The sequence below is a fragment of the Microvirga soli genome, assembly GCF_016734765.1.
Taxonomy (GTDB): domain Bacteria; phylum Pseudomonadota; class Alphaproteobacteria; order Rhizobiales; family Beijerinckiaceae; genus Microvirga; species Microvirga soli.
Map to the genome: position 1 here is coordinate 61,673 of NZ_JAERQE010000013.1, position 23,971 is coordinate 85,643.

General features: G+C 63.6%; 26 protein-coding genes. 12 read left to right on the plus strand and 14 right to left on the minus strand.

Going from position 1 to position 23,971, the window contains the following annotated elements; translation table 11 throughout:
• Window positions 1-13 precede the first annotated feature (13 nt).
• Window positions 14-2,737 carry a bifunctional acetate--CoA ligase family protein/GNAT family N-acetyltransferase gene (locus JKL45_RS13360; RefSeq protein WP_201861606.1) on the plus strand — a complete coding sequence of 908 codons (2,724 nt, stop codon included), beginning with the start codon at window positions 14-16 and terminating at the stop codon, window positions 2,735-2,737.
• Window positions 2,738-2,793: 56 nt separating this feature from the next.
• Here the strand turns inward: JKL45_RS13360 and bfr are convergent, their stop codons facing one another.
• From bfr to JKL45_RS13405, 9 genes are all read right to left on the minus strand, one after another.
• Entirely contained in the window at window positions 2,794-3,279 is a 486-nt protein-coding gene (bfr, locus tag JKL45_RS13365) for a bacterioferritin (RefSeq protein WP_201861607.1), read from the minus strand.
• Window positions 3,280-3,359: 80 nt separating this feature from the next.
• A complete protein-coding gene (locus tag JKL45_RS13370) occupies window positions 3,360-3,617 on the minus strand; it encodes a (2Fe-2S)-binding protein (RefSeq protein WP_201861608.1) in 258 nt (85 codons plus the stop codon).
• 118 nt (window positions 3,618-3,735) lie between these two features.
• Window positions 3,736-4,305, minus strand: a complete 570-nt coding sequence (locus JKL45_RS13375) for a putative glycolipid-binding domain-containing protein (protein ID WP_201861609.1) — start codon at window positions 4,303-4,305, stop codon at window positions 3,736-3,738.
• A gap of 68 nt (window positions 4,306-4,373) precedes the next feature.
• Window positions 4,374-4,949: a hypothetical protein gene (locus JKL45_RS13380; protein ID WP_201861610.1), complete on the minus strand. Its 576-nt coding sequence runs from the start codon at window positions 4,947-4,949 to the stop codon at window positions 4,374-4,376.
• Between the two features lie 58 nt (window positions 4,950-5,007).
• Complete coding sequence (locus JKL45_RS13385) at window positions 5,008-5,679, minus strand: LutC/YkgG family protein (RefSeq protein ID WP_201861611.1); 672 nt, start codon at window positions 5,677-5,679, stop codon at window positions 5,008-5,010.
• Window positions 5,676-7,109: a LutB/LldF family L-lactate oxidation iron-sulfur protein gene (locus JKL45_RS13390; RefSeq protein ID WP_201861612.1), complete on the minus strand. Its 1,434-nt coding sequence runs from the start codon at window positions 7,107-7,109 to the stop codon at window positions 5,676-5,678. The genes JKL45_RS13385 and JKL45_RS13390 overlap by 4 nt, the downstream gene beginning before the upstream one ends.
• Window positions 7,106-7,636, minus strand: a complete 531-nt coding sequence (locus JKL45_RS13395; RefSeq protein ID WP_246498524.1) for a DUF6653 family protein — start codon at window positions 7,634-7,636, stop codon at window positions 7,106-7,108. Before JKL45_RS13395 ends, JKL45_RS13390 begins: the two co-directional genes overlap by 4 nt.
• Complete coding sequence (locus JKL45_RS13400) at window positions 7,633-8,430, minus strand: (Fe-S)-binding protein (RefSeq protein ID WP_201861613.1); 798 nt, start codon at window positions 8,428-8,430, stop codon at window positions 7,633-7,635. The genes JKL45_RS13395 and JKL45_RS13400 overlap by 4 nt, the downstream gene beginning before the upstream one ends.
• The gene (locus JKL45_RS13405) at window positions 8,427-8,816 is read right to left on the minus strand and encodes a c-type cytochrome (protein WP_201861614.1); all 390 of its coding nucleotides are present in this window, start codon (window positions 8,814-8,816) and stop codon (window positions 8,427-8,429) included. Before JKL45_RS13405 ends, JKL45_RS13400 begins: the two co-directional genes overlap by 4 nt.
• A gap of 136 nt (window positions 8,817-8,952) precedes the next feature.
• Between JKL45_RS13405 and JKL45_RS13410 the strand changes: the two genes are divergently transcribed.
• The 8 genes from JKL45_RS13410 (at window position 8,953) to JKL45_RS13445 (ending at window position 17,562) form a co-directional block, all read left to right on the plus strand.
• Complete coding sequence (locus JKL45_RS13410) at window positions 8,953-10,386, plus strand: FAD-linked oxidase C-terminal domain-containing protein (protein ID WP_201861619.1); 1,434 nt, start codon at window positions 8,953-8,955, stop codon at window positions 10,384-10,386.
• Entirely contained in the window at window positions 10,383-11,567 is a 1,185-nt protein-coding gene (glcE, locus tag JKL45_RS13415) for a glycolate oxidase subunit GlcE (protein WP_201861620.1), read from the plus strand. The genes JKL45_RS13410 and glcE overlap by 4 nt, the downstream gene beginning before the upstream one ends.
• Before the next feature lies 1 nt (window position 11,568).
• Window positions 11,569-12,186 carry a DUF2585 family protein gene (locus tag JKL45_RS13420; protein WP_201861621.1) on the plus strand — a complete coding sequence of 206 codons (618 nt, stop codon included), beginning with the start codon at window positions 11,569-11,571 and terminating at the stop codon, window positions 12,184-12,186.
• Between the two features lie 9 nt (window positions 12,187-12,195).
• Window positions 12,196-13,551 carry a glycolate oxidase subunit GlcF gene (gene glcF / locus JKL45_RS13425; RefSeq protein WP_201861622.1) on the plus strand — a complete coding sequence of 452 codons (1,356 nt, stop codon included), beginning with the start codon at window positions 12,196-12,198 and terminating at the stop codon, window positions 13,549-13,551.
• Between the two features lie 169 nt (window positions 13,552-13,720).
• Window positions 13,721-15,172, plus strand: a complete 1,452-nt coding sequence (locus tag JKL45_RS13430; RefSeq protein WP_201861623.1) for a chromosome partitioning protein ParA — start codon at window positions 13,721-13,723, stop codon at window positions 15,170-15,172.
• Between the two features lie 176 nt (window positions 15,173-15,348).
• Window positions 15,349-16,200: an SDR family NAD(P)-dependent oxidoreductase gene (locus JKL45_RS13435; RefSeq protein ID WP_201861626.1), complete on the plus strand. Its 852-nt coding sequence runs from the start codon at window positions 15,349-15,351 to the stop codon at window positions 16,198-16,200.
• 6 nt (window positions 16,201-16,206) lie between these two features.
• Window positions 16,207-16,803: an NUDIX hydrolase gene (locus JKL45_RS29940; protein ID WP_201861627.1), complete on the plus strand. Its 597-nt coding sequence runs from the start codon at window positions 16,207-16,209 to the stop codon at window positions 16,801-16,803.
• Between the two features lie 57 nt (window positions 16,804-16,860).
• Window positions 16,861-17,562 (plus strand): DUF2076 domain-containing protein, encoded by a 702-nt coding sequence (locus JKL45_RS13445; protein WP_201861629.1) that lies wholly within the window; start codon window positions 16,861-16,863, stop codon window positions 17,560-17,562.
• Between the two features lie 113 nt (window positions 17,563-17,675).
• Here JKL45_RS13445 and JKL45_RS13450 read toward each other — a convergent pair whose 3' ends face one another.
• Window positions 17,676-18,422, minus strand: coding sequence for a L,D-transpeptidase (locus JKL45_RS13450; RefSeq protein WP_246498525.1), 747 nt, complete (start codon window positions 18,420-18,422; stop codon window positions 17,676-17,678).
• 235 nt (window positions 18,423-18,657) lie between these two features.
• On the opposite strand from JKL45_RS13450, the gene JKL45_RS13455 reads away from it, so the two are divergent.
• The gene (locus tag JKL45_RS13455) at window positions 18,658-19,503 is read left to right on the plus strand and encodes a DMT family transporter (RefSeq protein WP_201861631.1); all 846 of its coding nucleotides are present in this window, start codon (window positions 18,658-18,660) and stop codon (window positions 19,501-19,503) included.
• Window positions 19,504-19,563: 60 nt separating this feature from the next.
• Here the strand turns inward: JKL45_RS13455 and JKL45_RS13460 are convergent, their stop codons facing one another.
• The gene (locus JKL45_RS13460) at window positions 19,564-20,052 is read right to left on the minus strand and encodes a PaaI family thioesterase (protein ID WP_246498526.1); all 489 of its coding nucleotides are present in this window, start codon (window positions 20,050-20,052) and stop codon (window positions 19,564-19,566) included.
• 60 nt (window positions 20,053-20,112) lie between these two features.
• Window positions 20,113-20,547 (minus strand): MarR family winged helix-turn-helix transcriptional regulator, encoded by a 435-nt coding sequence (locus tag JKL45_RS13465; protein ID WP_201861633.1) that lies wholly within the window; start codon window positions 20,545-20,547, stop codon window positions 20,113-20,115.
• A gap of 194 nt (window positions 20,548-20,741) precedes the next feature.
• Between JKL45_RS13465 and groES the strand changes: the two genes are divergently transcribed.
• Window positions 20,742-21,029: a co-chaperone GroES gene (gene groES / locus JKL45_RS13470; protein WP_196263029.1), complete on the plus strand. Its 288-nt coding sequence runs from the start codon at window positions 20,742-20,744 to the stop codon at window positions 21,027-21,029.
• A 51-nt stretch (window positions 21,030-21,080) separates the two neighbouring features.
• Window positions 21,081-22,730 (plus strand): chaperonin GroEL, encoded by a 1,650-nt coding sequence (gene groL / locus JKL45_RS13475; RefSeq protein WP_201861634.1) that lies wholly within the window; start codon window positions 21,081-21,083, stop codon window positions 22,728-22,730.
• A gap of 83 nt (window positions 22,731-22,813) precedes the next feature.
• Here groL and gstA read toward each other — a convergent pair whose 3' ends face one another.
• Window positions 22,814-23,431 carry a glutathione transferase GstA gene (gstA, locus tag JKL45_RS13480; protein ID WP_201861635.1) on the minus strand — a complete coding sequence of 206 codons (618 nt, stop codon included), beginning with the start codon at window positions 23,429-23,431 and terminating at the stop codon, window positions 22,814-22,816.
• Window positions 23,432-23,451: 20 nt separating this feature from the next.
• Window positions 23,452-23,898, minus strand: coding sequence for a DoxX family protein (locus JKL45_RS13485; protein WP_201861637.1), 447 nt, complete (start codon window positions 23,896-23,898; stop codon window positions 23,452-23,454).
• Between the last annotated feature and the right edge of the window lie 73 nt (window positions 23,899-23,971).

The window sequence follows — 23,971 nt, forward strand, 5'->3', positions numbered from 1 at the left end:
ACGAAGGATCTTCATGTCCACCTATCGCCTCGACAAGCTGCTCGCCCCGCGCTCCATTGCGGTCGTCGGCGCGAGCCCGCGCCCAGGCTCCCTTGGCCTGACCTTCCTGCGCAATCTCATTGCCGGCGGGTTCGAGGGGGACATCGTGTCGGTCAATCCGCATCATGTGGAGATCGAAGGGAGGCCATGCTTCCCGTCCTTGGCCGAGTTGCCGGAGGTTCCCGACATTATCGTTGTCGCAGTGCCTCCAGAGAGGGTGCCGGGCGTGATCGAGGAGGCCGGGCGTGCAGGCGTGAGCGTTGCCATCGTGGCAACGGCCGGTATGGGCTACGGCGAGGGGTCCTTGAGCGAACAGGTCAGGCTCTCGGCGCGCGCCCACGGGCTGCGCGTCGTTGGACCGAACTGCATCGGCGTGCTTAGCCCCCGGGCCAAGATGAATGCGAGCTTTGCGGCTCACAGCGCCAAGCCCGGCGATCTGGCGCTCGTTTCCCAATCGGGTGCCGTCGCGGCGGGCCTCGTGGAATGGGCCGCCCAGCGGAATGTGGGCTTCTCGGCCATTGTGTCGCTTGGCGACAAGATCGATGTCGACTTCAGCGACTGCCTCGATTTCTTCTCCGCCGACAGCGGGACGCGGGCGATTCTGCTCTACATCGAATCCATCGACAACGCGAAGAAGTTCATGTCGGCCGCCCGTGCTGCGGCCCGCGTAAAGCCCGTGGTGGTGATCAAGGCCGGACGGCATGCGCAGGGGGCGAAGGCCGCAGCCACGCATACAGGTGCGCTGGCGGGGTCCGATGCGGTCTATGACGCGGCCTTCCGCCGGGCCGGGCTGTTGCGCGTGCTCGATCTCGACCAGCTCTTCGCCGCGGCGGAAACCCTGGGACGGCAGAAGCCTTTTCCTGGCAATCGATTGGCGGTTCTTACCAATGGAGGTGGCATCGGGGTTCTCGCCGTCGACCGACTGGTAGATCTCGGCGGAACGCTGGCCACCATCTCGGAAACGACCCGCAATTCGCTCGATGCCATTCTGCCTCCCACCTGGTCGAAGGCGAACCCCATCGACATCATCGGTGATGCCAACCCGGAGCGTTATGCGGGAGCCTTGGAAGCGCTGCTAACTGACCCGGAGAACGATGCCGTTCTCATCCTCAACGTGCCGACGGCGGTGGCCGGTGCCTCGGAGGTGGCCTCATCCATCGTGAGCGTGGTCAAGAAGGACCGGGCGAGGGGCTATCGCCAGAAGCCCGTGTTCGCCGCCTGGATCGGCGAGGATCCGGACTCGGCCCGCGTGTTCGAGGAGGCGCGGATCCCGCATTTCGCCACGGAGGCCGACGCAGTGCGCGGGTTCATGCAGCTCGTGCGCTACCGCGAGGCCCAGAACCAGTTGATGGAAACGCCGGACGACCTTCCTCATGACTTCGAGCCGGATACGGAAGCCGCCCGCGCCATCGTGGATCATGTGGTTTCGCAGAACCGCCGCTGGCTCGATCCGCTCGAGGTCAACGCGCTGCTCAGGGCCTACGATATTCCCACCGCCCCGGTCGTGCTTGCGACGACGCCTGACGAGGCCGCGGAGGCCGCACGACCGATCCTGGCCGAGGGCGGAACGGTGGCGGTCAAAGTTCTCTCGCCGGACATCGTGCACAAGTCCGACATCGGCGGCGTGAAGCTCGATCTCACCACCGAGGAGGCGGTGAGCAGGGCCACCGCCGACATCTTCGAGCGCGCGGCGCGCCTGAAGCCGGGCGCGCACGTCGCCGGTGTCACGGTGCAGCCGATGGTGCGCAGAACCAAAGCCCGCGAACTGATCATGGGCATCGCCGACGATCCGTCCTTCGGCCCCGTGGTGCTCTTCGGGCGCGGCGGCACGGCCGTGGAGGTGATCAACGACAAGGCTCTGGCCCTGCCGCCCCTCGACCTGAAGCTTGCCCACGATCTCGTCGCGCGAACCCGCGTGTCGCGCCGCCTCAAGGCCTATCGCGACGTTCCGGCGGCCGACGAGGGGGCGATTGCCCTGACGCTCGTGAAGCTCGCCCAGATGGCCGCTGACTTGCCGGAAATCCGCGAGCTCGACATCAACCCGCTGCTGGCCGATGAGACCGGCGTGATCGCGGTCGATGCCCGCGTGGCGGTTGCGCCCGAAACCCGCAAGGGCAGCGGACATCCGCGCTTTGCGGTGCGGCCTTACCCGAAGGAGTGGGAGCGCAATATCGGGCTGCGCAACGGCAAAAATGCTTTCGTGCGGCCCGTGCGCCCGGAGGACGAGGACGAGTTCCGGCGCTTCTTCGAGAAGATCACCCCGGAGGATCTGCGCCTGCGCTTCTTCGCGCCGGTGCGGGACTTCAGCCACACCTTCCTGGCACGCCTGACCCAGCTCGATTACGCCCGCGCCATCGCCTTCGTGGCCTTCGACGCGGAGACGGGCGAGATGATGGGGGCGGTCCGCCTCCATGCGGATGCGAACCACGAGACCGGGGAATACGGCATCCTGCTCCGCTCGGACCTGAAGGGACTCGGTCTCGGCTGGGAGCTGATGCGACTGATGATCGAGTGGGCGAAGGTCGACGGCCTGCGCGAGGTCGAGGGCCAGGTGCTGCGTGAGAACTCCACCATGCTCGACATGTGCCGCAGCCTCGGCTTCTCGATCCGCATCGATCCGGACGACCCGGAGCTGCGCCTCGTGACCCTGCCGATCGCCTCCATCGCGGAGCCCGGCAAGCTCGCCAAGTCGACTTGAAAGCAAAAGGCCCGCCATGGGGCGGGCCTCATCGGCATCGGTAGGATGCGAAATCGTCAGTGATCGTCGTCGAGCCCGCCGATATGCTTCTGGGCGTAGAGTTCGACGCCGATCTGCTCGACGAGATTGATCTGGGTTTCCAGGAAGTCGATATGGCCTTCCTCGTCGGCCATCAGCTCTTCGAACAGGTTCTTCGACACCCGGTCGCCGATGCTGTCGCAATAGGCGGCCGCCTCGCCGTAGAGGTTGCGGGCCTCATATTCCGCCGCAAGGTCGGATTCGAGGATTTCCTGGATGTTCTGGCCGATGCGCAGGGGGTCGAGCACCTGCAGGTTGGCAAAGCCCTCAAGGAAGATGATGCGCTCGATGAAGCGATCCGCGTGGTGCATCTCCTCGATGGATTCCTTGCGCCAGGTCTTCGCAAGTTCCTTGTAGCCCCAATCGTCCAGGAGCCGGTAGTGCAGCCAGTACTGGTTGACCGCCGTCAGCTCGCTGCGCAGGCCGCGATTGAGATACTCGATTACCTTGGGATCACCCTTCATCTAACCCTCTCGTCCAAACGGCGCCGATGCGCCGGACCATTCCTTAGAGGATTTGTGAACTAGGGTGGAAGCCCCTTTGTTCAAAGGGTGGGTTCGGCGGCGGCTTTTTCGAGGGTGGTCGGGCAGCAGCCGCGGTTGCAGGCGGCAATAGACTCCACGCCCGCGGCCGCGAGGGCTTGGTCCATGATGGCGCGGATGGTCCGGGCGCAGCGCCCGCAATTCGGGCTGCAGCCGAGACAGCGATAGACCTGCGCCGGGGTGCGGGGACACTCAGGTCCCGGCTTCAGGCAGGCTTTGACATCACCGTCGGAGAGGATGTTGCAGGAGCAGACGATCATTTGTTGTTCTAGTTTAGAATGACTAAAAACTACATGCGATATCAAATACTTAGCTGAAAGGACGGGCGGGCGCCAGCGCTATTGCCTGTGCCCAGATGTCACGGCTGGGACAACCGGGTCAGCCCAGGCGCCTGAACAAGCCGGGGTAGTCGATGACGAAGCCATCCTGGTCCACAGGCAGATCGGCTGTGAAGCCGTCCTCCAGGCTCTCGAAGCGATAAAGCGAGCCTGCCTCAAGCGCCGTATAGCGCTGGCTCGAGGCAAAGACGGTCAGATCCGGTACGGTGATGTAGCACAGGCGGATCTCCATGCCCTTGCCGGTCGCGAGATCGAGGCGCCGGATGGGAAGGGTGTTCGTGATCGGGGTTGCCTGGATGTCGACGTCGATGCAGCCCTGGAGATCGGGCCGGTCCTTACTGTTCTCGCGCCAGTGCCCATGGCCATCGCTTTCCAGGTGCAGCACATGACCCGAGGTGGTTTTCACGAGAACATTCCTCGTGTGCCACAAGGCATCCAGCTTGAGGCGATATGAAAGGCCGAACTGGCTCTCGTCCTCCTGGGCGATCACCACACCGGAAATGTCGAGCCCGCCATCGGCCGGGCGGATGTCCACATGCTCCAACCCCGCCTCGCAGCCGTCCCAGGCCGCCCAGCGGATCGTGCGGAAGATCAGTGTCGGAATGGACATGCGGGGTTCCAAGTCATCGCAACAAGCGAGAGCATAATGCATGGGCGAGGCTCGAGCCAGGATATGGGCTATTCCGCCTCCTCAGTCTTGGAGGAGCCGCTTTTATCGGAGATCCGCATCGCTGCGTCTGTTCCGTTCATGGCAAGGAACGCAGAGAGGAAAATGATCCCCATAATAGATAGATTAGGGTATCTCAATTTCAGTATCGTATTATCGATAAAGGTCCATAGAGTTTCGCTGGATGGGAGCCCTTCCTTTAGTGTCAACGACATGATCTCTACGGTCGCTCCTACGACAATAGACAAGACATAAACCCCGATCAGACTTCCAATTCCGGCAAAAACCGATCCGGCGCGCGTCGAAGCTGTCAGGTAGTATCTGGCGATGATCGTCGAGCCTATGATGAGAGAGGCTATGTAGAAGAGCGGAATAGTTGTTGTAAAAAAGATATGAAGCTCATCCAGGTATGTGGAGCCTCTGTCCCACTTCAGCGCATAGATGAAGAAGTAAAGTATAACGATCCCGACATGCATGCCAGCAAACAAGGTTGCTATACGATAAGTCCTGTTCCGGCTTAGGAGCGGGAGACCGAGGATAACGGGCGTGACGACGATGAATGCCCCCAGCCAGTATAGATAAATCATCGAACTCTCCTCCATCCCCGAGGAGAGTTATGTATCAACGTTTCAAATACTTCCGTGCTCAGTCGCACACGACAATTACATGCAGCCGCCGTGGCCCGTGAGCGCCGAGCAGAAGCGTCTGCTCGATATCGCCCGAGCGCGACGGGCCGGTGATCCAGTTCACCGTGCGCGGCATCGAGCCTTTGCCATAGGCGAAGCGCACCCGGTTCCAGACGGATTCGTAGTCGCTGGCGATGTCCTTGGCCGAGACCACGATGATGTGGTTGTCGGGCAGGAAGTTGAGGGTGGACGGATTGTCCGCGCTCGACACCATGGCGAGCGTGCCGGATTCGGCGATGCCCCCGAAGGCGTGGCTCACCGCGTTGAGGTCGCGGCCTTCGCTCGGGCCATGGGCGATCTCAAGCGTAGTGTCCGACCAGGGCATGGCCTTCAGGCGCGGATCGTCGCCCATCCGTAAGGAGGCTGGCAGGTTATGGTTGCGCAGGAAGAGCGCGATGGATTGCGGCACCTCCGCCGAGGAGGCGACTTCGGTGACCGTCGCCAGCGAAGTCTCGACCATGGTCTTGAACAGGGCGATCCGCTCCTCGCCCGAGACTTGTCCGCGCTTCGGGATCACGCCCTTGGGTGAGCGCTCCAGGCGATCGGTCACGATCTGCTGCCGGATCGTTTCGGTGCCGTTGACCCCAAGCGAGCGGCGGATATTGCCAAAAATGTCGTCGCGGGCGCTCATGCGCGGGCTCCCTTGCGCTCGCGCTTCCAGCGCTGCTGGAACGTCTCGCCTTGTGGGGCCGGGAAGTCGCGATACTTGGTCCAGCCCTTCGCCATCGGCAGCCAGGCGAAGCGGCCGCGCTGGCGGCCTGCTAAAGCAAGAGCTCCCATCGCCGCGCGGGTCGCGAAGCGATAGAGGGCAGGGCGCTTGGCGAAGAAGCCCCAGAGCTGGAGGCCGGAGCGTACGGTGGCGGGCGTCAGGTGCCGCTCGAACTCGCGCTCGCGCCAGTGGCGCATGAGTTTGGGCAAGGGAATGCGCACCGGGCACACGCTTTCGCAGCGGCCGCAGAAGGTGGAGGCGTTGGGCAGGTGGCCGGCCTTGTCGACGCCGATGAGCGATGGCGTCAACACCGCGCCCATGGGGCCGGGATAGACCCAGCCGTAAGCGTGCCCGCCGACCGCGTGATAGACCGGACAATGATTCATGCAGGCGCCGCAGCGGATGCAGCGCAGCATCTCCTCGAACGCCGTGCCGAGCATGGAGGAGCGGCCGTTGTCGAGGATGACCACGTGGTAGTTCTCCGGCCCGTCCGCATCCGTGCTGCGGCGGGGGCCGGTGGAGAAGGTGGTGTAGACCGATAGTTCCTGACCGGTGGCCGAGCGGGCGAGCACGCGCAGCAGCTGGCTCACATCCTCCAGCGTCGGCACGAGTTTCTCGATGGATGCGAGCACGATGTGGGTCTTCGGCAGGATCTGGGTCAGATCGCCGTTGCCCTCGTTGGTGACGATAATCGAGGTGCCGGTTTCGGCCACCAAAAAGTTCGCCCCGGTGATGCCCACATCGGCCGCGAGAAAGCGCTCGCGCAGCACGGCGCGCGCTTCGGTCAGCAACTGCACGGGCTCGGAAAGATCGCGCTTGGCATCGAGGTGGGTGTGAACGCGCCGGAAATCCGCTTCCACCTGCGTGGCATTCAGATGCACGGCGGGCGCGATGATGTGGCTCGGCAGCTCGTTGCGCAGCTGAATGATGTATTCGCCGAGATCCGTCTCGACGGGCGTGAGGCCGTTCGCTTCGAGATGATGGTTGATCCCGATCTCCTCCGAGATCATGGACTTGCCCTTCGTCACCGTCTTGGCGTTGGTCTCGCGGCAGATGCTTAAGATGATGTCGCGGGCTTCTGTCGCATCGCGGGCGAAATGCACATGCCCGCCGGATGCCTTCACCTTGCCCTCATAGGCCTCGAGGTAGAGGTCGAGATGCTCCAGGGTGTGGTTCTTGATGTCGCGCGCCGAATCCCGCAATGCCTCGAATTCCGGCAGCTTGTCGGCGGCCATCTGGCGCTTGTCGATGAAGCCCTGCTTCACGTTGCCGAGCGCCTTCTGCAGCTGATCGTCGTTCAGCGCCCGCGCGGCATTCTGCTTGAACTGAGGGGAAGTGGAGTGAACGGTCATCGGACCTCTTTCTGTCCGACCCGCAGCCATTCGGCATAGGGCGGATGCTTGTACTTCATCTCATCGTAGAGCCAGACCATGCGGTCGCAAAACCACATCTTGGCAAACCATGCAGTGAGGCCGCCGGCCACGGTCGGGAGCCAATCGTTCAGGAGGGCTCCGACGAGTGCGACGGCAAAGCCCAAAGCTGAAACAACCGTCAGCAGATGAGCCATGCGAGCGTGATGTGCAGGAATGGGAACTGTCTTCCGATTCAGCCAGACCCGCTCTCCGAAAGTCGCTTTCGCGCTCCAGGTATCGGTGCAAGCGGGGGCGGGAAACAGGCGTGGATTCAGCCACAGCCACAGAATGACGAGCGCGACGGGCACGAGCGCCCAAAGGCCCAGCCAGGCATAGCTCCAGATTGCCGCAAGCAGAAGAGGCAGGGATGCAACTCGCGTCCAGACGCTCCAGGGGCTCGCGTGCCGCTGCCACGTCCCTTCGTCCATCTGGAAGAGCTTGGCGGTCATGTGGCCGTAATCCGTCATGCCCGGCGCGGTTCTTTCGCTGCTCCGATCGGTGGCTCGTCGGTCATGCCGGCCAGAACCTCGGCCACATGACGCACCTGAATCGGCCTGCCGTCGCGGCTCAGCTTGCCGGCCATGTTCATGAGGCAGCCGAGATCTCCCGCGAGCACGGTCGGAGCATGCGACTCCTCGATGTTCTTGGCCTTGGCCTCCACGATGGCGCCGGAGATATCGCTGTACTTCACCGCGAAGGTGCCGCCGAAGCCGCAGCACACGTCGCTGTCCTGCATCTCGACCAGGGTGAGGCCTTCGATACTGGCGAGCAGCTTGCGCGGCTGGCGCTTCACGCCGAGTTCGCGAAGCCCCGAGCAGGAATCGTGATAGGTCACCGCACCATTGAAGGAGGCGTCGACCTTGGTGACGCCGAGCACATCGACCAGGAAGCTCGTGAGCTCATGAGTTTTTGCCGCCAGGGCATCGGCCTTGGCGCGCCAGTTCGGATCCTCCTCGAAGAGTTCCGGATAATGGGCCTTGATCATGCCGGCGCAGGAGCCGGACGGCGCGACCACGTAGTCGTAGCCCTGGAAGGCCTCGATCACCTGCATGGCCAGATCCCGCGTGGTGCCCCGGTCGCCCGAGTTGTAGGCCGGCTGGCCGCAGCAGGTCTGGACCGGTGCGTCGACGATGCAGCCGGCATCCTCCAGGAGCTTCACGGCGGCAAAACCCACGGAGGGGCGCATCAGATCGACGAGGCAGGTAACGAACAGGCCCACCCGGGGGCGTTCCGGGCGGGCTGGAGACGGCGTAGCGCTCATTGGCCGGCCTTCTGGCCCTGAGCATTGAATTGCTTGAGATAGGCAACGAGATCGTTGATCTTCTGCTCGTCCTTCAGGCCGGCATAGATCATCTTGGTGCCGGGGATCTTGGCGCGCGGGTTCTGGATGTACTCGCGGAAGGTCGCCTCATCCCAGGTGATGCCGGAATTCTTGTTGGCCGGGGAATAGTTGTAGCCCTCAACCGATCCCGAGTGACGGCCGAAGAGCCCGTTCAGCACTGGGCCCACGGCGTTCTTGGCGTTCTCGCCCACCTGATGGCAGGCGCGGCACTGGGCGAAGGTCTTCTCGCCGGCGGCGGCATCCTGGGCCTGTGCGGACCCAAGCCCGGTGAGAAGCAAGGCAGCGGATAGAACGAAGGCACGCATCAAAAACTCCTTTGCTGGACACCTGTCCCATCTTAGAGAGGTTCTACATTATTGGAAAAGGATCACGGGGAAAGCCGCCTTATTGTTAGGGTAGCCATTCCCCGGGCGCAGGCGACGATCCTCAAAGGAGGTTTCCATGACCATTGCATTTCCCAAACCTGACCAGGCTGTTCTGGCGCGCCGGAGGGAGATCATCGAGGGGCTGGGGCGCCTTGTCGCGTCGGAGGCCCTGATCGTCTCCGAGGATGAGCGCCGGGCCTTCGAGACCGACGGGCTGACTGCCTATCGCCAGATGCCGCTCGCGGTGGTGCTGCCATCCACGACAGAGGAGGTCGCGGCGGTCATGCGTTTCTGCAACGACCATGGGGTCAAGGTGGTGCCGCGCGGGGCGGGGACCTCGCTCTGCGGCGGAGCCATCCCGCAGGAAGACGCCATCGTGCTCGGCGTGGCCAAGATGAACCGGGTGCTCGACGTCAGCTTCGAGGGCCGCACGGCCCGGGTGCAGGCCGGCATCACCAATCTCGGCATCAGCCAGGCGGTGGCCCATGAGGGCTTCTTCTACGCGCCCGATCCGTCGAGCCAGCTTGCCTGCACGATTGCCGGCAACATCGCGATGAATTCCGGCGGCGCCCATTGCCTGAAATACGGTGTGACCACCAACAACCTCTTGGGCGTCACCCTGGTGATGCTCGACGGCACCGTGGTGGAGATCGGCGGCGAACATCTGGATGCCGCAGGCTACGATATTCTCGGCCTCGTCTGCGGCTCGGAAGGGCAGCTCGGCGTGGTCACGGAAGCAGTCGTGCGCATCCTGCGCGCGGCGGAAGGTGCGCGGCCCGCGCTCTTCGGCTTCGAGAAGGCCGAGGATGCGGGCGCCTGCGTGGCGGCGATCATCGGCGCGGGCATCATTCCGGTGGCGCTCGAATACATGGACAAGCCCGCGATCCAGATCTGCGAGGCTTTTGCCCATGCGGGCTATCCGCTCGACGTGGAGGCGATGCTGATCGTCGAGGTCGAGGGCTCCGACCAGGAAATCGACGACATGCTGCGCCGCATCGTCACCATCGCGGAACCGTTCCGCCCGAAGACCATGAAGGTCTCGCAATCGGAAGCCGAGAGCGCGGCAATCTGGAAGGGCCGCAAATCGGCCTTCGGTGCCACGGGGCGCGTGGCCGACTACATCTGCATGGACGGCACGATCCCGACCGGGCAGCTGCCTTACGTGCTCAAGCGCATCGACGAGATCGTGAAGTCCTACGGGCTCGGCGTCGCCAACGTGTTCCATGCGGGCGACGGCAACCTGCATCCGCTGGTGATGTTCAACACCAACGTGCCGGGCGAGATGGAGAAGGCCGAGAAGGCGGGTGAGGACATTCTCAGGCTGTGTGTCGAGGTCGGCGGCTGCCTCACCGGCGAGCACGGCGTCGGCATCGAGAAGCGCGATCTGATGACCCACCAGTTCAACCCCGTCGATCTGGAACAGCAGATGCGCGTGCGCGGCGTGTTCGATCCCGGCTGGCTCCTCAACCCGGCAAAAGTGTTTCCGCTCGAAGGAAGGTTCGCCGCGTGACCACTCACACTCCCCGCGACGAGCAGGACGCCTCTATCATCATCCGCGACGCTGCCGAGACCGGCACGCTGCTGAACGTTGCCGGCAACGGCACCAAGGCGCCGATGGGGCGCCCGAACCAGACCGATGCGTCGATCTCGTCGAGTGCCATGACGGGCATCACGCTCTACGAGCCGGCCGAGTTGGTGATCTCCGCCCGCAGCGGCACGCCGGTGCTGGAGGTCATGCGCGTTCTGGCCGCGAAGGGGCAGGAACTGCCCTTCGAGCCCATGGATTACCGCTGGCTCCTCGGCACGAAGGGCGAGCCAACCATCGGGGCCGTGGCGGCCATGAACATTTCCGGCCCGCGCCGGATCATGGCGGGGGCAGCGCGTGACAGCCTCATCGGCGTGCGCTTCGTCAACGGGCGCGGCGAGGTGGTGAAGTCGGGCGGGCGCGTGATGAAGAACGTCACGGGGCTCGACCTCGTGAAGCTGATGGCAGGCTCCTGGGGGACGCTCGGCTTTCTCACGGAGGTCACCTTCAAGGTGCTCCCCAAACCGGAGCGCATGGCGACCCTGGTCATCCGCGGCCTCGACGACAGCCAGGCCATCGAGGCCCTGTCCATGGCGCTCGGCTCGCCCTTCGACGTGACGGGTGCTGCGCATCTTCCCGACCGGGACCGGCGCGGCGGCAGCACGCTGATCCGGCTCGAAGGCTTCCGGGTCTCCGTGGATTACCGCATGAACGAGCTCAAGCGCCTGTTCAAGCGATTCCGGTTCATGGACATTCTCGAAGGCGTCGGAGCCGAGGCGCTCTGGCAGTCTGTACGAGATGCAACGATCCTGACCGATCAGGGCCAACGCGCGATCTGGCGCGTCTCCACCGCGCCGACCAAGGGTCCCGATCTCGTGGCGCATGTGGCACAGGCTCTCGACGCGCAATGGTTCTACGACTGGGGCGGCGGCCTCGTGTGGATTTCGACCCCTGTCGACGGCGACGCCGGCGCTTCGGTCCTGCGGGAAGCCACCGGAACCTATGGCGGCCACGCCACCCTCGTGCGCGGTCCGGCTGAAGTGCGCTCGACCCTCGACGTGTTCGAGCCGCAATCCGACGCGCTGATGACGCTGACCCGCGGCATCAAGGCTTCCCTCGATCCGGCCGGGATTCTCAATCCAGGTCGGATGTACGCGGGGGTATGAAATGGCAGGCACTGCTTCTCTGGCTCTTCGATCTAAGTCATCGCAAGGCATCCGGCCCCCGGTGGTGATCGGGCTCGCCCTTGCGCTCATCGCACTCACCGCCGCCATCCTTCTGATGATGGGCCGCACGCCGATCTGTACGTGCGGCACGATCGAGCTGTGGCATGGGACCGTGAAGGATTCCGGCAACTCGCAGCACCTGACCGACTGGTACACGCCATCCCATGTCATTCACGGTTTTCTGTTCTACTGCGGCGCCTGGCTTTTCGGCGTCCTGAGGGGCAGGGCGCTTCCCTTCGGCATCGCGCTTCTGCTCGCCATCGGGCTGGAGGCCGCGTGGGAGATCGCCGAGAACACCAGCACGATCATCGACCGCTATCGTGCAACGACCATCGCGCTCGACTACTATGGCGACAGCGTCATCAACTCGGTTTCGGACATTGCCGCCATGATCGCCGGGTTCGTGCTGGCGCGACTCTGGCCCGTCTGGCTGACGGTTCTCGTGGCGTTGATCATGGAAGCCTTCGTCGGCTTCTGGATCCGCGACAATCTCATTCTCAACATCATCATGCTGATCCACCCCATTGACGCCATCAACCGGTGGCAAGGGGCGATCTGAGATAAAACCATGCAAACCAATTTCACGCCCGATCAATTGAAAGATCCCGCCATGGCGTCGTCGGAGAAGATTCTCCGCACCTGCGTTCATTGCGGCTTCTGCACGGCCACCTGTCCGACCTACCTGCTGCTCGGGGACGAACTCGATTCTCCGCGCGGGCGCATCTACCTGATGAAGGACATGCTGGAGAGCGGCAAGCCCGCGTCTCCCGAGGTGGTCAAGCATATCGACCGCTGCCTCTCCTGCCTGTCCTGCATGACCACCTGTCCGTCCGGCGTGCATTACATGCATCTGGTCGACCATGCCCGCGCTTATATCGAGGCCACTTACACGCGGCCCTGGCACGACCGGCTCCTGCGGTGGGTGCTCGCCACCGTGCTGCCCTATCCAAACCGTTTCCGCTTCGCCCTTGGCGCGGCGATGCTGGCCAAGCCCCTCAAGGGATTGATCGGCGCGCTGCCGCTGCTCGGCAACCGCCTCCAGGCCATGATCGAGCTGGCGCCCGTGCGGCTGCCGGCCCGCACGCCCTTCGATCACCCTGGTATCTACAAGGCCCATGGGGAGCGGCGGGGCCGCGTCGCCATCCTGTCCGGCTGCGCCCAACCGGTGCTCAAGCCGGGCTTCAACGAGGCCGCCGTCCGGCTCCTCAACCGCCACGGCATCGACGTGGTCCAGCCGAAGGGGGAGGGGTGCTGCGGCGCGCTTGTCCACCACATGGGCCGGGACGAGCACAGCCACGCCTTCGCCAAGCGCAACATCGACGCCTGGATCGCCGAGATGGACGGGGAGGGGCTGGATGCCATCGTCATCACGGCGTCCGGCTGCGGCACCACGATCAAGGATTACGGCTTCATGTTCCGGGAGGACCCGAACTATGCCGAGAAGGCCGCCCGCGTGTCCACTATTGCCAAGGACATCACGGAATACGTCACGTCCCTGACGCTCATGGAGCCGGTGCGCGAGACGGATCTCGTGGTGGCCTATCATTCGGCCTGCTCCATGCAGCACGGTCAGGCCATCCGCACCGAGCCGAAGACCCTGCTGAAGAAGGCTGGCTTCACCGTGAAGGACGTGCCGGAGGGGCATATCTGCTGTGGCTCTGCCGGCACCTACAACCTGCTCCAGCCGGAGATCGCCACCCAGCTCCGGGCCCGCAAGGTCGCCAATATCGAGCGCACCAAGCCCGACCTTATCGCCACCGGCAATATCGGCTGCATGACCCAGATCGGGAAGGGCACCGAGATCCCCATCGTCCATACGGTCGAGCTTCTCGACTGGGCGACCGGTGGCCCCATGCCGGAAACCCTGGAGGAGGCAGGATTCGGCAAGCGCTCCGGCCAGCCGTTAACCATCGCGGCAGAGTAAGGCTGCTACACTATTACGCAACGAAATTTTATTTCCAAACTGCGCCCTCCTGGGGTAAAAGTTACGAAAGTGTGAATTTCAGGGCGTAAGGGCCGGCATCATGTCTTCGGGATGGACGTCTTTCAGGAACCGTTTTGGCAAAAGGCCGGATGAGGCCGAGCCTGCCCTTTTGCCGCCGCCGCAACAGGGTGGTGGAGCGGCCGCGGCCCCGGCGCTTCCGGCTCCGGCGGCGCAGGAAAAGGCCGAGCCGGTTCTCGTCCGGCCCAACGGCATGCTCGATTCGGTCGGCCAGAAGAACGAGCTGATCCGTGTCCGCTTCGCCAACATGATCGACCGGCTGGAGGAGCTTCGCAGCCTCAAGGAGGACTTCGCCCTCCTGAACGAGCCGGTGACCGAGCTCATTCGCAGCTATCCGCAGCTTCAGTCGCGGCTGCTCGAGACCGAGGCGGTGCTTAAGCAGGAAACCGAGAACGCTCAGGCCCTGCGCCGGGAGTTGGGGGATATCGGCAGCGTCCATGCCCGGACGGTGGATGATCTCAACGCCGCGGTTTCGCAGCTGCGCAAGGCCGAGTCCAAGATCCGCGAGCAGGACAGCTTCGTCGAGGACCTGCGCCTGAACGTGAAGGACAAGGAGGCGATTGTCGCCGACCTTGAGAACCAGCTCGCCATCGAGACCGAGCGCGCCCGCAACATCACGGAAGAGAACCAGGCCCTGCGCCTCGAAGCCCAGGAGGCCGACCAGACCGTGGCCCGCGCCGAGCGGGAGCTCATCGAGACCCGCGAGCGCAACGGGCTGCTCGATCACGAAGTGAAGCGGCTGCAGAAGGTGGCCGAGGAGCAGAATTACCGGCTCTCCAGCCTGACCAACCGCTACGGCGAGCTTGAGACGCAGCTCGAATCCACCCGCCAGCGCGCCTCCGAGCTCGAGACCAAGCTCATGGCCGAGCAGGTGCTGCGCCAGCGCCTCGAAACGCAGATCGATTCCGAGCGCTCGGCCCACCAGACCGATCTCTCCTCGCTCGACATGAAGATCGAGGGCCTGACCTCGCGCCTGTCGGCCACCGACAAGATCCTGGCCCATACCCGCGACCAGCTCCGCGACAAGAACGAGGCGCTGCGCGGCGTCGAACGCAATCTGAAAGAGACTACCATCGAGAAGAACACCGTCGACCGTCGCCTGGAGGCAACCCAGCAGGAGGTCGAGCGCCAGGTGGCCATGGTCAACGAGCTGCAGCGTTCGCGCATCGAGCTGCAAGAGCGCGTCGAGATGCTCGGCAAGGCCATCGCGGCCAAGGACTTCCAGATCGAAAGCTCCGACAACAAGGTGGCAAGCCTCTCCGAGCGCATCGATCAGCTCACCAAGCGCTTCGAGCAGGATCGCAGCACGCTCGAGGCCGCCAACCGGCGCCTCACGGAGGAGCTGCAGAACGAGAAGGCCGAGCGCTCCCTCATTCAGGGCGCACTCGAAATCGCCCGCGAGAGCCGCACCAAGATCCAGAAGAAATACGTGGCCCTGCGCAAGAAGACCCGCCTCGACACGCAGGAGGACGATCCGTCCCTCTTCGACGAGGAAGAGATCGAGACCAATGTCCGGCCTCTGAAATCCCCGGACGCGGAATAATCAAGTTACCTCCAAGGCCCCGCAGTGATGCGGGGCCTTCTTTTTTCCAGCGAGCGTCTGGTCGCAGCCGCATGCGGTCCATGCGGTTGTGCGCCTTGGCGAATGATCCAAGGTGCGCCAGTTTGGGTCCTTACGAAATCTCATCGGCTTCGAGGCCGAAACCAAGGATCGCAACGATGGCCGACCATCCAGCAATCACCCCTAACCGCGTCGCCGTCATCACCGGAGCTGCCAGCGGCATCGGGCTTGCGGCTGCAAAGCGCTTTGCGAGTTTAGGGATGAAGGTCTGCCTTGCGGATCTCGCAGGCGAGGCTCTCCAGCGCAGCGCTGACGAGGTGGCAGGTGTTTCCGGATCAGCGGAGAACGTTCTGGCCGTCGCAACCGACGTGAGCCGGCGCGAGGAGGTCGAGCGCCTGAAGGATACGGTCTATAAGGCTTTCGGCGAGGTCGCCGTGCTGATGAACAATGCCGGCACGGAGGGTGGAGGGCAGATCTTCGGCGATCCGGAGCGCTGGCGCGCCATTCTGGAAACGAACCTCTGGGGCCTGATCAATGGCGTGCAGGCTTTCGCCCCTACCATGATCGAGCAGAAAAGCCCATGCGCTATCATCAACACCGGCTCGAAGCAGGGCATCACCACGCCGCCCGGCGATACGGCCTATAATATATCGAAGGCCGGGGTGAAGGTTTTGACCGAGGCGCTGGCCCACGAATTGCGCAACACGCCCGAGGCCCGAGTGACGGCGCATCTGCTCATTCCAGGGTTCGTCTATACGGGCTTCACCAAGGCCAGAGGCATCTCCGAGAAACCTGCCGGCGCCTGGGCTCCGGAACAGGTCATCGACTTCCTGCTGCCGGCGCTGGAGCGGGGCGACTTCTATGTGCTGTGCCCGGACAACGAGACCACACGGGAGATGGACGAGAAGCGCATTCGCTGGGCCGCCGAGGACATCATCGAGAACCGTCCGCCCCTGTCGCGATGGCATCCGGACTATAAGGACGCCTTCGCCCAGGTGATGAAAGGCTAAGCGGTGGTGAACGCCTCATCTGTGAGCTTCGACGCTGCGGCCTTCCGGGAGCACATAAAGACGATCCTGGACCGGCATGCGAGTGCGTTCGATGAGCCTGAGGAACGCCATACTCTCCTGCGGGGGCAGATCGCCAATGGGGATGACATTCATTCCCGCCGCACCTTTCCCGGCCATGTCACCACATCGGCGTTCATCCTCGACGCAACCGGCGGAAAAATCCTGCTGATCCATCACCGCTCCCTCGACCGCTGGCTGCAGCCCGGCGGGCATTACGAGGCACCGGAGGATCTGGCTGGTTCGGCCCTACGCGAAGCCGTGGAGGAGACCGGCATGGAGGGGCTCGTGATCGATTCCTGGCATCGCACATCCGGTCTGCCCATCGACATCGACAGCCACCGCATTCCCGCCCGTCCCGAACGCGGCGAGCCCGAGCATTGGCATCACGATATCCGCTATGTGGTGAGGGCGGAGGAGGGGAGCACTATCCGCCCCGACCTGCGGGAGGTGCATGGGGCCGCGTGGCGTGACCTTCAGGAGTTGGAAGCCATCGCACCGCAGGCCTTGCGCAATATGCGCAAGGTGGGTCTCGCGCACCCCTAACAAACCCGATGGCCATGCTTACATCTGTCTCCAACGTTCACTGTAAGGAGGCTTGCCATGAACGATCAGGAACGCCAGGTCATCAGCGACATCTTCCGACGGCTCGAGCAGGTGGCGAACCAGCCGCGCGATCCTGAGGCCGAGCGCTTCATTGCGGAGAAGCTGCGCGAGCAGCCCTATGCGCCTTATGCGATGGCCCAGGCGGTCTACGTGCAGGAGCAGGCGCTCGCCAATCTCCAGGCGGAGAACGAGCATCTGCGCGCCGAGCTCGATCAGGCAAGCCGTCGGCCGCAACAGGGCGGCTTCCTCTCCAGCATCTTCGGCGGCGGCTCGCGCCCGCCTGAGCCAGCCTACAACACCCCGCCGGCGCGCCAGGCTTCCCCCTGGGGCCAGCCGCAGCACCATTCGCAACAGCATCATGGCCGCCCTCAGGGTGGCATGATGGGTGGTGCGCCCGGCCCATGGGGCGGCGGCATGATGCAGCGCGGCGGCGGAGGCTCGTTCCTGGGGACGGCGCTCACCACGGCGGCCGGCGTTGCCGGCGGCATGATGATCGCCAATGCCCTGACGAATGCCTTCAGCGGCGACAACAATCCGCTCGGCGATGTGGCGTCTGCAGCCGGCCTCGGAGGCGCCGATCAGGCTGCCGACGCGGGCAATGCGGGCATCACGGACTCCCTCTATCAGGGCAACCAGGATGCCGGTCAGGATTTCTCCGACTTCGGCGGTGATGGCGGAGACGAGGGCGATTGGGCTTAAAAGACCCTATCTGCGACGGTACTGCGCGCTGCAGGGCGAGCACACAGCTCACTAAAGAAAATGGCCGGGCTTGAGCCCGGCCATCGTTAAATTGTGCTTCTGCCTTCGTGCGGTCAGAGCACGATCACGCTCGTGCCGACCTTCACGCGGCTGTAGAGGTCGACCACGTCGTCGTTGAGCATGCGGATGCAGCCCGAGGAGACGGCCTGCCCGATGGTGTGCGGCTCGTTGGTGCCGTGAATGCGGTACAGCGAGGAGCCGAGATACAGGGCGCGCGCGCCGAGCGGATTGTCGGGGCCGCCCTCCATGAAGCGAGGAAGGTCGGGCCGGCGGCGCAGCATGTCGGCCGGCGGACGCCAAGACGGCCATTCACGCTTCATGGAAACAGTCTGGCGCCCGCTCCACTCGAAACCTTCGCGGCCGACGCCGATGCCATAGCGGAGGGCGCGGCCGCCATCCTGCACGAGGTAGAGAAACTTGTTGTTGGTATCGACCACGATCGTGCCGGGACGTTCATTGCCCCGGTAGGACACGATCTGGCGCTGGAATTCCGGCGATATCGCATAATCGATGCTGTTGTCGTAGCCCGTGCCGTTGCCGTAATCCTGCGGCAGGGACGCAACCGTGCTGCCGGTGGAACGCACGTCATACGGATAACCGGTGGTGCGCTCGGTGCGGTAAGCCTGGGTCCGGGATGAAGGGCGCGTGACGCGCGGATAATCTTCCGCATAGCCATCCTGGGTCTGTGCATAGGGGTAGTAATCGTACTGCGACGAGACGTAGGTGTTGCCGTAAAACTGTCCGGCGCGGCCCATCGGCTGGGCCGAGGCTGCGGCGGGCAGAAGGGCGGCTAAAAGCATTGCAGAGCAAGGGATCCAAACGCGCATTGATGTATCCTGTGGCTGTGTTTTGCTGAAATAACGGCAAGCGCGGCTTTTGTTTCCGCCAAGCTCGCATGAATTTAAGCGCGATGCCCAGGACCGCTTTCCTGTCGATCCTGTGAAAAGAAGCGTGAAGCTGCGATAAAAGTGCTGTAAGAGCCTTCGCTTTGGCGGTGCCCACCCCGGACGCTGCTCTTCACATCGTCGTGACATCATGAAATTCGGTCCCGCCCTGCGGGCAGCCTCGGGCATCGCGGTTCTGTCCATCATGGATGCGGTCATCAAGGGAATGGCCGCCTTTTACCCGATCTTCCAGGTGGCCTTCCTGCGCTTCGCCTGCGGCTCTCTCATCGTGGCTGCCGTCGTCTCCGTCATGCGGCCCGGTTGGCCGAACCGCGAGACGGTGCTGGCCAATTCCCTGCGCTCGCTCATCGCCGTCGTCACGGCCGTCAGCTTCTTCTATGCGCTGGGCCAGCTGCCCCTGGCCGAGACCCTCGTCCTGTCCTTCCTCTCGCCCATGTTCATCGCCCTTTTCGGGCTCCTGATGCTGAAGGAGCGGGTGGATGTCCGGATCATCGGGGCCATCGCCATCGGTTTCGCCGGGACGCTTGTCGTCGTTCTAGGTCAGACTGGAGAAGCAGACGCGACGCGGTCCTGGACCGGTGTCGCCGCAGCGCTCACATCGGCCGTCACCTATGCGCTCAGCCTCGTGCTGCTGCGCCAGCGAGCCCAGCGCGACAAGTTCCTGCACATCGTGGTCTTCCAGAATATCGGGCCTGCGGTTCTGGTGGCGCCCTTTGCGCTCTTTTTCTGGCAGCCGCTCGATCTCATGCACATGGGCTGGTTCATGCTCATGGGCGTGTTGGGGTTCATGGGTCACATGCTCATGGTGACCGCCTATGCCAAGGCCGAGGCGGCGCGTCTGGCTCCGCTCGAATACACGGCCCTGATCTGGGCGGTGCTGATCGGCTACGGGGTGTTCAGCGAGATCCCCACCTGGGCGACCCTCGGCGGCGGCCTTCTCATCGTGGCCGCGGCTGCGATGACGTCGAAGCGCTAGCTTAGGGGCTGAGCATCGGATGGATCCCAAAAGTGCAAGTCCACTTTTGGGTCCAATGCCCTAGGCAGCTTTCTGCGCTGCTGCACCGAAGATCATGCAGGTCTCGGTGCCATGGGCGAGAAGACGCCCCTTGGCGTCGAAGAGCTTGCCCTCGGAGGTGGCGAGCGTCCCTCCGCGATGGATCAGAACGCCCTCGCAGGTGACCTTGCCTATGTTCGGCAGGATCGGGCGGACGAAATTGAGTTTCATCTCCACGGTCGTATAGCCCTGGCCTGCGGCAAGGGTGGTGTGGACGGCGCAGGCCATGGCGCTGTCCAGGATGGCCGAGGTCCAGCCGCCATGGATGGTGCCGAGCGGGTTGAAGAAGCTTTCTGTCGGCTCTCCCTCGAAGACCACCCGACCTTCCTCGGCCTGAATCATGTAGACGTTGGTCGAGCGTGAGAAGGGAGGGGCCGGATAGCGGCCCTCCAGCATGCCGCGCAGGAAGGCGAGGCCCGACTCGGCCGTCAGCACATCCCGCGATACGATTCCATGGACCCGCTCTGCCATCGCTCTCTCCTGTCTGTGCATATACACGGTACCGGATGGGGCAAGATCCTGCAACGGCTTTTAAGCAGGGTGAGAGGCTTTTCTCAGGGCGCGCATCGCCTTGCGGGCTTCGTCTCCTTCAACGTCCTTGAGCCGAGTCTCCACTTGGGACTGAGCCTGATGCCAGAGAGGGATGGCAGCCTCCAGCAGGGCTTGGCCCTCAGGGGTCAGCCTGTGCCGCAAGCCGCGACCCTCACCGGGAATGGGTTCAACCCAGCCGTTCTGGATCAGAAGCTTCAGGTTGCGCACGAGGGTGGTGCGCTCCAGCCCCAGGCGCTCGGCCAGAACGGTCTCGGACGCTGTCGTTCCGTGCCCGATGGCGCCCAGAATGCCGAATTGGGGAAGCTTGAGGCCCAGAGGGCGCAGAGCCGCCTCATAGGTCCGGCTCAGGATCCGCGCCGTCATGCGGGCGTGGAGGGCAAAGCAGGTTTTGCCAATGGCTTCCAGATCGGTCATGAAACGATCATGACCCGCCTCTATAGGCCGTCAAGGCTTCTTTCTGAGCCTGACCTTGAGGCAGATGTCTTGACTCCCGACAGGCTTATGCCTATCTCGCGGCCAGCGTTAGCACTCGTCAACGAACAGTGCTAACAGCCGTAAGACCAGGGTGCGGCCAAAGGGGCTGCGCCAACAGTCAAAGGGGAAGTTCCATGAAGTTCCGTCCGCTGCACGACCGTGTTGTCGTCCGCCGCATCGAAGCCGAAGAGAAGACGGCTGGCGGCATCATCATCCCGGACACCGCCAAGGAGAAGCCGCAAGAGGGCGAGATCGTCGCCGTCGGCCCCGGCGCCCGCGATGAGAGCGGCAAGGTTGTCGCCCTCGACGTGAAGGCCGGCGACCGCGTCCTGTTCGGCAAGTGGTCCGGCACCGAGGTGCGTGTCGACGGTCAGGATCTCCTGATCATGAAGGAATCCGACATCATGGGCATCGTCGGCTAATCGAGCCACGAGCCCATCACAGATTTTCCAATTTAACTGGAGGCTAAGCCCATGGCTGCCAAAGACGTTAAGTTTTCTTCCGATGCTCGCGACAAGATGCTGCGCGGCGTCGACATTCTCGCCGACGCGGTGAAGGTGACCCTCGGCCCCAAGGGCCGCAACGTGGTGATCGAGAAGTCCTTCGGCGCTCCCCGCATCACCAAGGACGGCGTCACCGTCGCCAAGGAGATCGAGCTCGCCGACAAGTTCGAGAACATGGGCGCCCAGATGGTGCGCGAAGTGGCCTCGAAGACCAACGACATCGCCGGTGACGGCACCACCACCGCGACGGTTCTGGCTCAGTCCATCGTCCGCGAGGGCGCCAAGGCTGTGGCTGCCGGCATGAACCCGATGGATCTCAAGCGCGGCATCGATATGGCCACCGCCGAGGCCGTGAAGGACATCCAGTCCCGTGCCAAGAAGGTGAAGTCCTCCGACGAGGTTGCCCAGGTCGGTACGATTTCGGCCAACGGCGACAAGGACATCGGCGAGATGATCGCCCATGCCATGCAGAAGGTCGGCAACGAGGGCGTCATCACGGTTGAGGAAGCCAAGACCGCCGAGACCGAACTCGACGTCGTGGAAGGCATGCAGTTCGACCGCGGCTACCTCTCGCCATACTTCATCACCAATGCCGAGAAGATGGTGGCCGAGCTCGAGGATCCCTACATCCTGATCCACGAGAAGAAGCTCTCCTCGCTGCAGCCCATGCTGCCGATCCTTGAGGCTGTCGTTCAGACCGGCAAGCCGCTGCTGATCATCGCTGAGGACGTTGAGGGCGAGGCTCTTGCGACCCTCGTGGTCAACAAGCTCCGTGGCGGCCTCAAGATTGCTGCCGTCAAGGCTCCGGGCTTCGGCGATCGCCGCAAGGCCATGCTCGAGGACATCGCCGTCCTGACCGCCGGCCAGACGATCTCGGAAGACCTCGGCATCAAGCTCGAGACCGTGCAGCTCCCGATGCTCGGCCGCGCCAAGCGCGTTCGCATCGAGAAGGAGAACACCACGATCATCGACGGCGCCGGCCAGAAGGCCGACATCGAAGCTCGTGTCAGCCAGATCAAGGCGCAGATCGAGGAGACCACCTCGGACTACGACCGTGAGAAGCTCCAGGAGCGTCTTGCCAAGCTCGCAGGCGGCGTCGCGGTGATCCGCGTCGGCGGCGCGACCGAGGTCGAGGTGAAGGAGAAGAAGGACCGCGTTGACGACGCTCTGAACGCCACCCGCGCTGCGGTGGAAGAAGGCATCGTCCCCGGCGGCGGCACGGCTCTACTGCGCGCCAAGGGCGCTGTTGCGAAGCTCACGACCGACAACCCGGACGTCCAGGCCGGCATCAAGATCGTGCTGCGCGCTCTTGAGGCTCCGATCCGTCAGATCGCTGAGAACGCCGGTGTCGAAGGCTCCATCGTTGTCGGCAAGATCAACGACAACACAGGCTCCGACACCTTCGGCTTCAACGCTCAGACGGAAGAGTTCGTGGACATGCTCCAGGCCGGTATCGTCGATCCGGCGAAGGTGGTCCGTACGGCTCTGCAGGACGCAGCTTCGGTTGCCGGCCTGCTCGTGACGACCGAGGCCATGGTTGCCGAGGCTCCCAAGCGCGACAACGGTCCGGCAATGCCGGGCGGCGGCGGCATGGGTGGTATGGGCGGCATGGACTTCTAAGAAGTCCAGCCACCACAGCCTGAAAATAAGAAGCCCCGGATTTTTCCGAGGCTTTTTTGTTGTCTGGATCTTTTGGATCAGCTTCAGGCAGCCTTCTTCGTCAGCCCTTCGGCTTCCAGCGCCTGCTGCACTGCCGGTCGCGATGCGACCCGGGCCTGGAAGGCCTGCAGGTTCGGGAAGGATGAGATGTCGATCCCGTGGAAGTTCGTCCAGTTCACCACCGTGAAGAGGTAGGCGTCCGCAATGGTGAACTTGTCGCCTGTGAGGAAGGGCTGCTTGCCGAGTGCTTCGTCGAGGAGGGCGAAGCGGGTCGCGAGGCGCTCCTTGGTGGCGGCCTTCACGGCATCCGGGGTGCTCGGGTTCCAGAGGGGGCCAAAGCCCTTGTGGATTTCCGTGCTGATGAAGCCGAGCCATTCCAGCAGGCGGTAGCGCTCCATCGTGCCGTGAGCGGGCGCGAGGTCCGTGTTGGCCTGGTTGTCTGCCAGGTACTGGATGATGGCGCTGGCCTCCGTGAGCACGGAGCCGTCCTGCAGGCCGAGGGCCGGAACATAGCCCTTCGGGTTGATGCTGGCGAAATTCGCGCCGGTCTCGGTGGTGCGGTTGGCGAGATCCACCTTCTCGAGGGTGACGGCAATGCCGGCCTCACGGGCCACAATGTGGGGAGCGAGCGAGCAGGCGCCGGGATAATAATAGAGCTTCATGATAATCCTCTGAGGTTGAGTTAGGCCGCGGCCTTGAGCGCCGGGGCAGGGGAAAGGGAGAGCGAGCGGGAGGGCTTCAGGGCATAGGCGCCATCACCCAGCAGGGCCTGCGCGAGGGACAGGATGATCAGGTAAACCGGATATTCCCAGCCGCCGCCCTGAGCGGAAAAGACCCAGCCGTTACCGATGTGAACCCAGGCGGCCCCGAACAGAACCGGCAGCAGGCCGAGCGCGACCCAGCGGCTCTGAACGCCGAGCACGAGCAGGATGCCGCCGATGAGTTCGGCCCAGAAGGTGGCATAAGCAAGGAATCCAGGAAGGCCGAGGGACTCGAAGTACTGCGCCGTGCCGGCAAGCGTGAAGGTCATCCATTTCAGGATGAGGCTGTGGGCGATGAACATGACGCCCAGCGAAACCCGAAGGAGCAGGGCGGCATAGTCGGAATTGGTCGGTTGAGCGTGTGACATTGCAAATCTCCATGCAAGTGCATATGACTTGATGCAGATGCATGGATCTGTCAATGTTAATGCAATTGCATTA

Bases quoted from the DNA above. Each gene is read 5' to 3' on its own strand.
- JKL45_RS13360 (WP_201861606.1), top strand. From the start codon at position 14: ATGTCCACCTATCGCCTCGACAAGCTGCTCGCCCCGCGCTCCATTGCG.
- bfr (WP_201861607.1), bottom strand. From the start codon at position 3,279: ATGAAGGGTGATCCCAAGGTAATCGAGTATCTCAATCGCGGCCTGCGC.
- JKL45_RS13370 (WP_201861608.1), bottom strand. From the start codon at position 3,617: ATGATCGTCTGCTCCTGCAACATCCTCTCCGACGGTGATGTCAAAGCC.
- JKL45_RS13375 (WP_201861609.1), bottom strand. From the start codon at position 4,305: ATGTCCATTCCGACACTGATCTTCCGCACGATCCGCTGGGCGGCCTGG.
- JKL45_RS13380 (WP_201861610.1), bottom strand. From the start codon at position 4,949: ATGATTTATCTATACTGGCTGGGGGCATTCATCGTCGTCACGCCCGTT.
- JKL45_RS13385 (WP_201861611.1), bottom strand. From the start codon at position 5,679: ATGAGCGCCCGCGACGACATTTTTGGCAATATCCGCCGCTCGCTTGGG.
- JKL45_RS13390 (WP_201861612.1), bottom strand. From the start codon at position 7,109: ATGACCGTTCACTCCACTTCCCCTCAGTTCAAGCAGAATGCCGCGCGG.
- JKL45_RS13395 (WP_246498524.1), bottom strand. From the start codon at position 7,636: ATGACGGATTACGGCCACATGACCGCCAAGCTCTTCCAGATGGACGAA.
- JKL45_RS13400 (WP_201861613.1), bottom strand. From the start codon at position 8,430: ATGAGCGCTACGCCGTCTCCAGCCCGCCCGGAACGCCCCCGGGTGGGC.
- JKL45_RS13405 (WP_201861614.1), bottom strand. From the start codon at position 8,816: ATGCGTGCCTTCGTTCTATCCGCTGCCTTGCTTCTCACCGGGCTTGGG.
- JKL45_RS13410 (WP_201861619.1), top strand. From the start codon at position 8,953: ATGACCATTGCATTTCCCAAACCTGACCAGGCTGTTCTGGCGCGCCGG.
- JKL45_RS13420 (WP_201861621.1), top strand. From the start codon at position 11,569: ATGGCAGGCACTGCTTCTCTGGCTCTTCGATCTAAGTCATCGCAAGGC.
- glcF (WP_201861622.1), top strand. From the start codon at position 12,196: ATGCAAACCAATTTCACGCCCGATCAATTGAAAGATCCCGCCATGGCG.
- JKL45_RS13435 (WP_201861626.1), top strand. From the start codon at position 15,349: ATGGCCGACCATCCAGCAATCACCCCTAACCGCGTCGCCGTCATCACC.
- JKL45_RS13445 (WP_201861629.1), top strand. From the start codon at position 16,861: ATGAACGATCAGGAACGCCAGGTCATCAGCGACATCTTCCGACGGCTC.
- JKL45_RS13450 (WP_246498525.1), bottom strand. From the start codon at position 18,422: ATGCTTTTAGCCGCCCTTCTGCCCGCCGCAGCCTCGGCCCAGCCGATG.
- JKL45_RS13455 (WP_201861631.1), top strand. From the start codon at position 18,658: ATGAAATTCGGTCCCGCCCTGCGGGCAGCCTCGGGCATCGCGGTTCTG.
- JKL45_RS13460 (WP_246498526.1), bottom strand. From the start codon at position 20,052: ATGGCAGAGCGGGTCCATGGAATCGTATCGCGGGATGTGCTGACGGCC.
- JKL45_RS13465 (WP_201861633.1), bottom strand. From the start codon at position 20,547: ATGACCGATCTGGAAGCCATTGGCAAAACCTGCTTTGCCCTCCACGCC.
- groES (WP_196263029.1), top strand. From the start codon at position 20,742: ATGAAGTTCCGTCCGCTGCACGACCGTGTTGTCGTCCGCCGCATCGAA.
- groL (WP_201861634.1), top strand. From the start codon at position 21,081: ATGGCTGCCAAAGACGTTAAGTTTTCTTCCGATGCTCGCGACAAGATG.
- gstA (WP_201861635.1), bottom strand. From the start codon at position 23,431: ATGAAGCTCTATTATTATCCCGGCGCCTGCTCGCTCGCTCCCCACATT.
- JKL45_RS13485 (WP_201861637.1), bottom strand. From the start codon at position 23,898: ATGTCACACGCTCAACCGACCAATTCCGACTATGCCGCCCTGCTCCTT.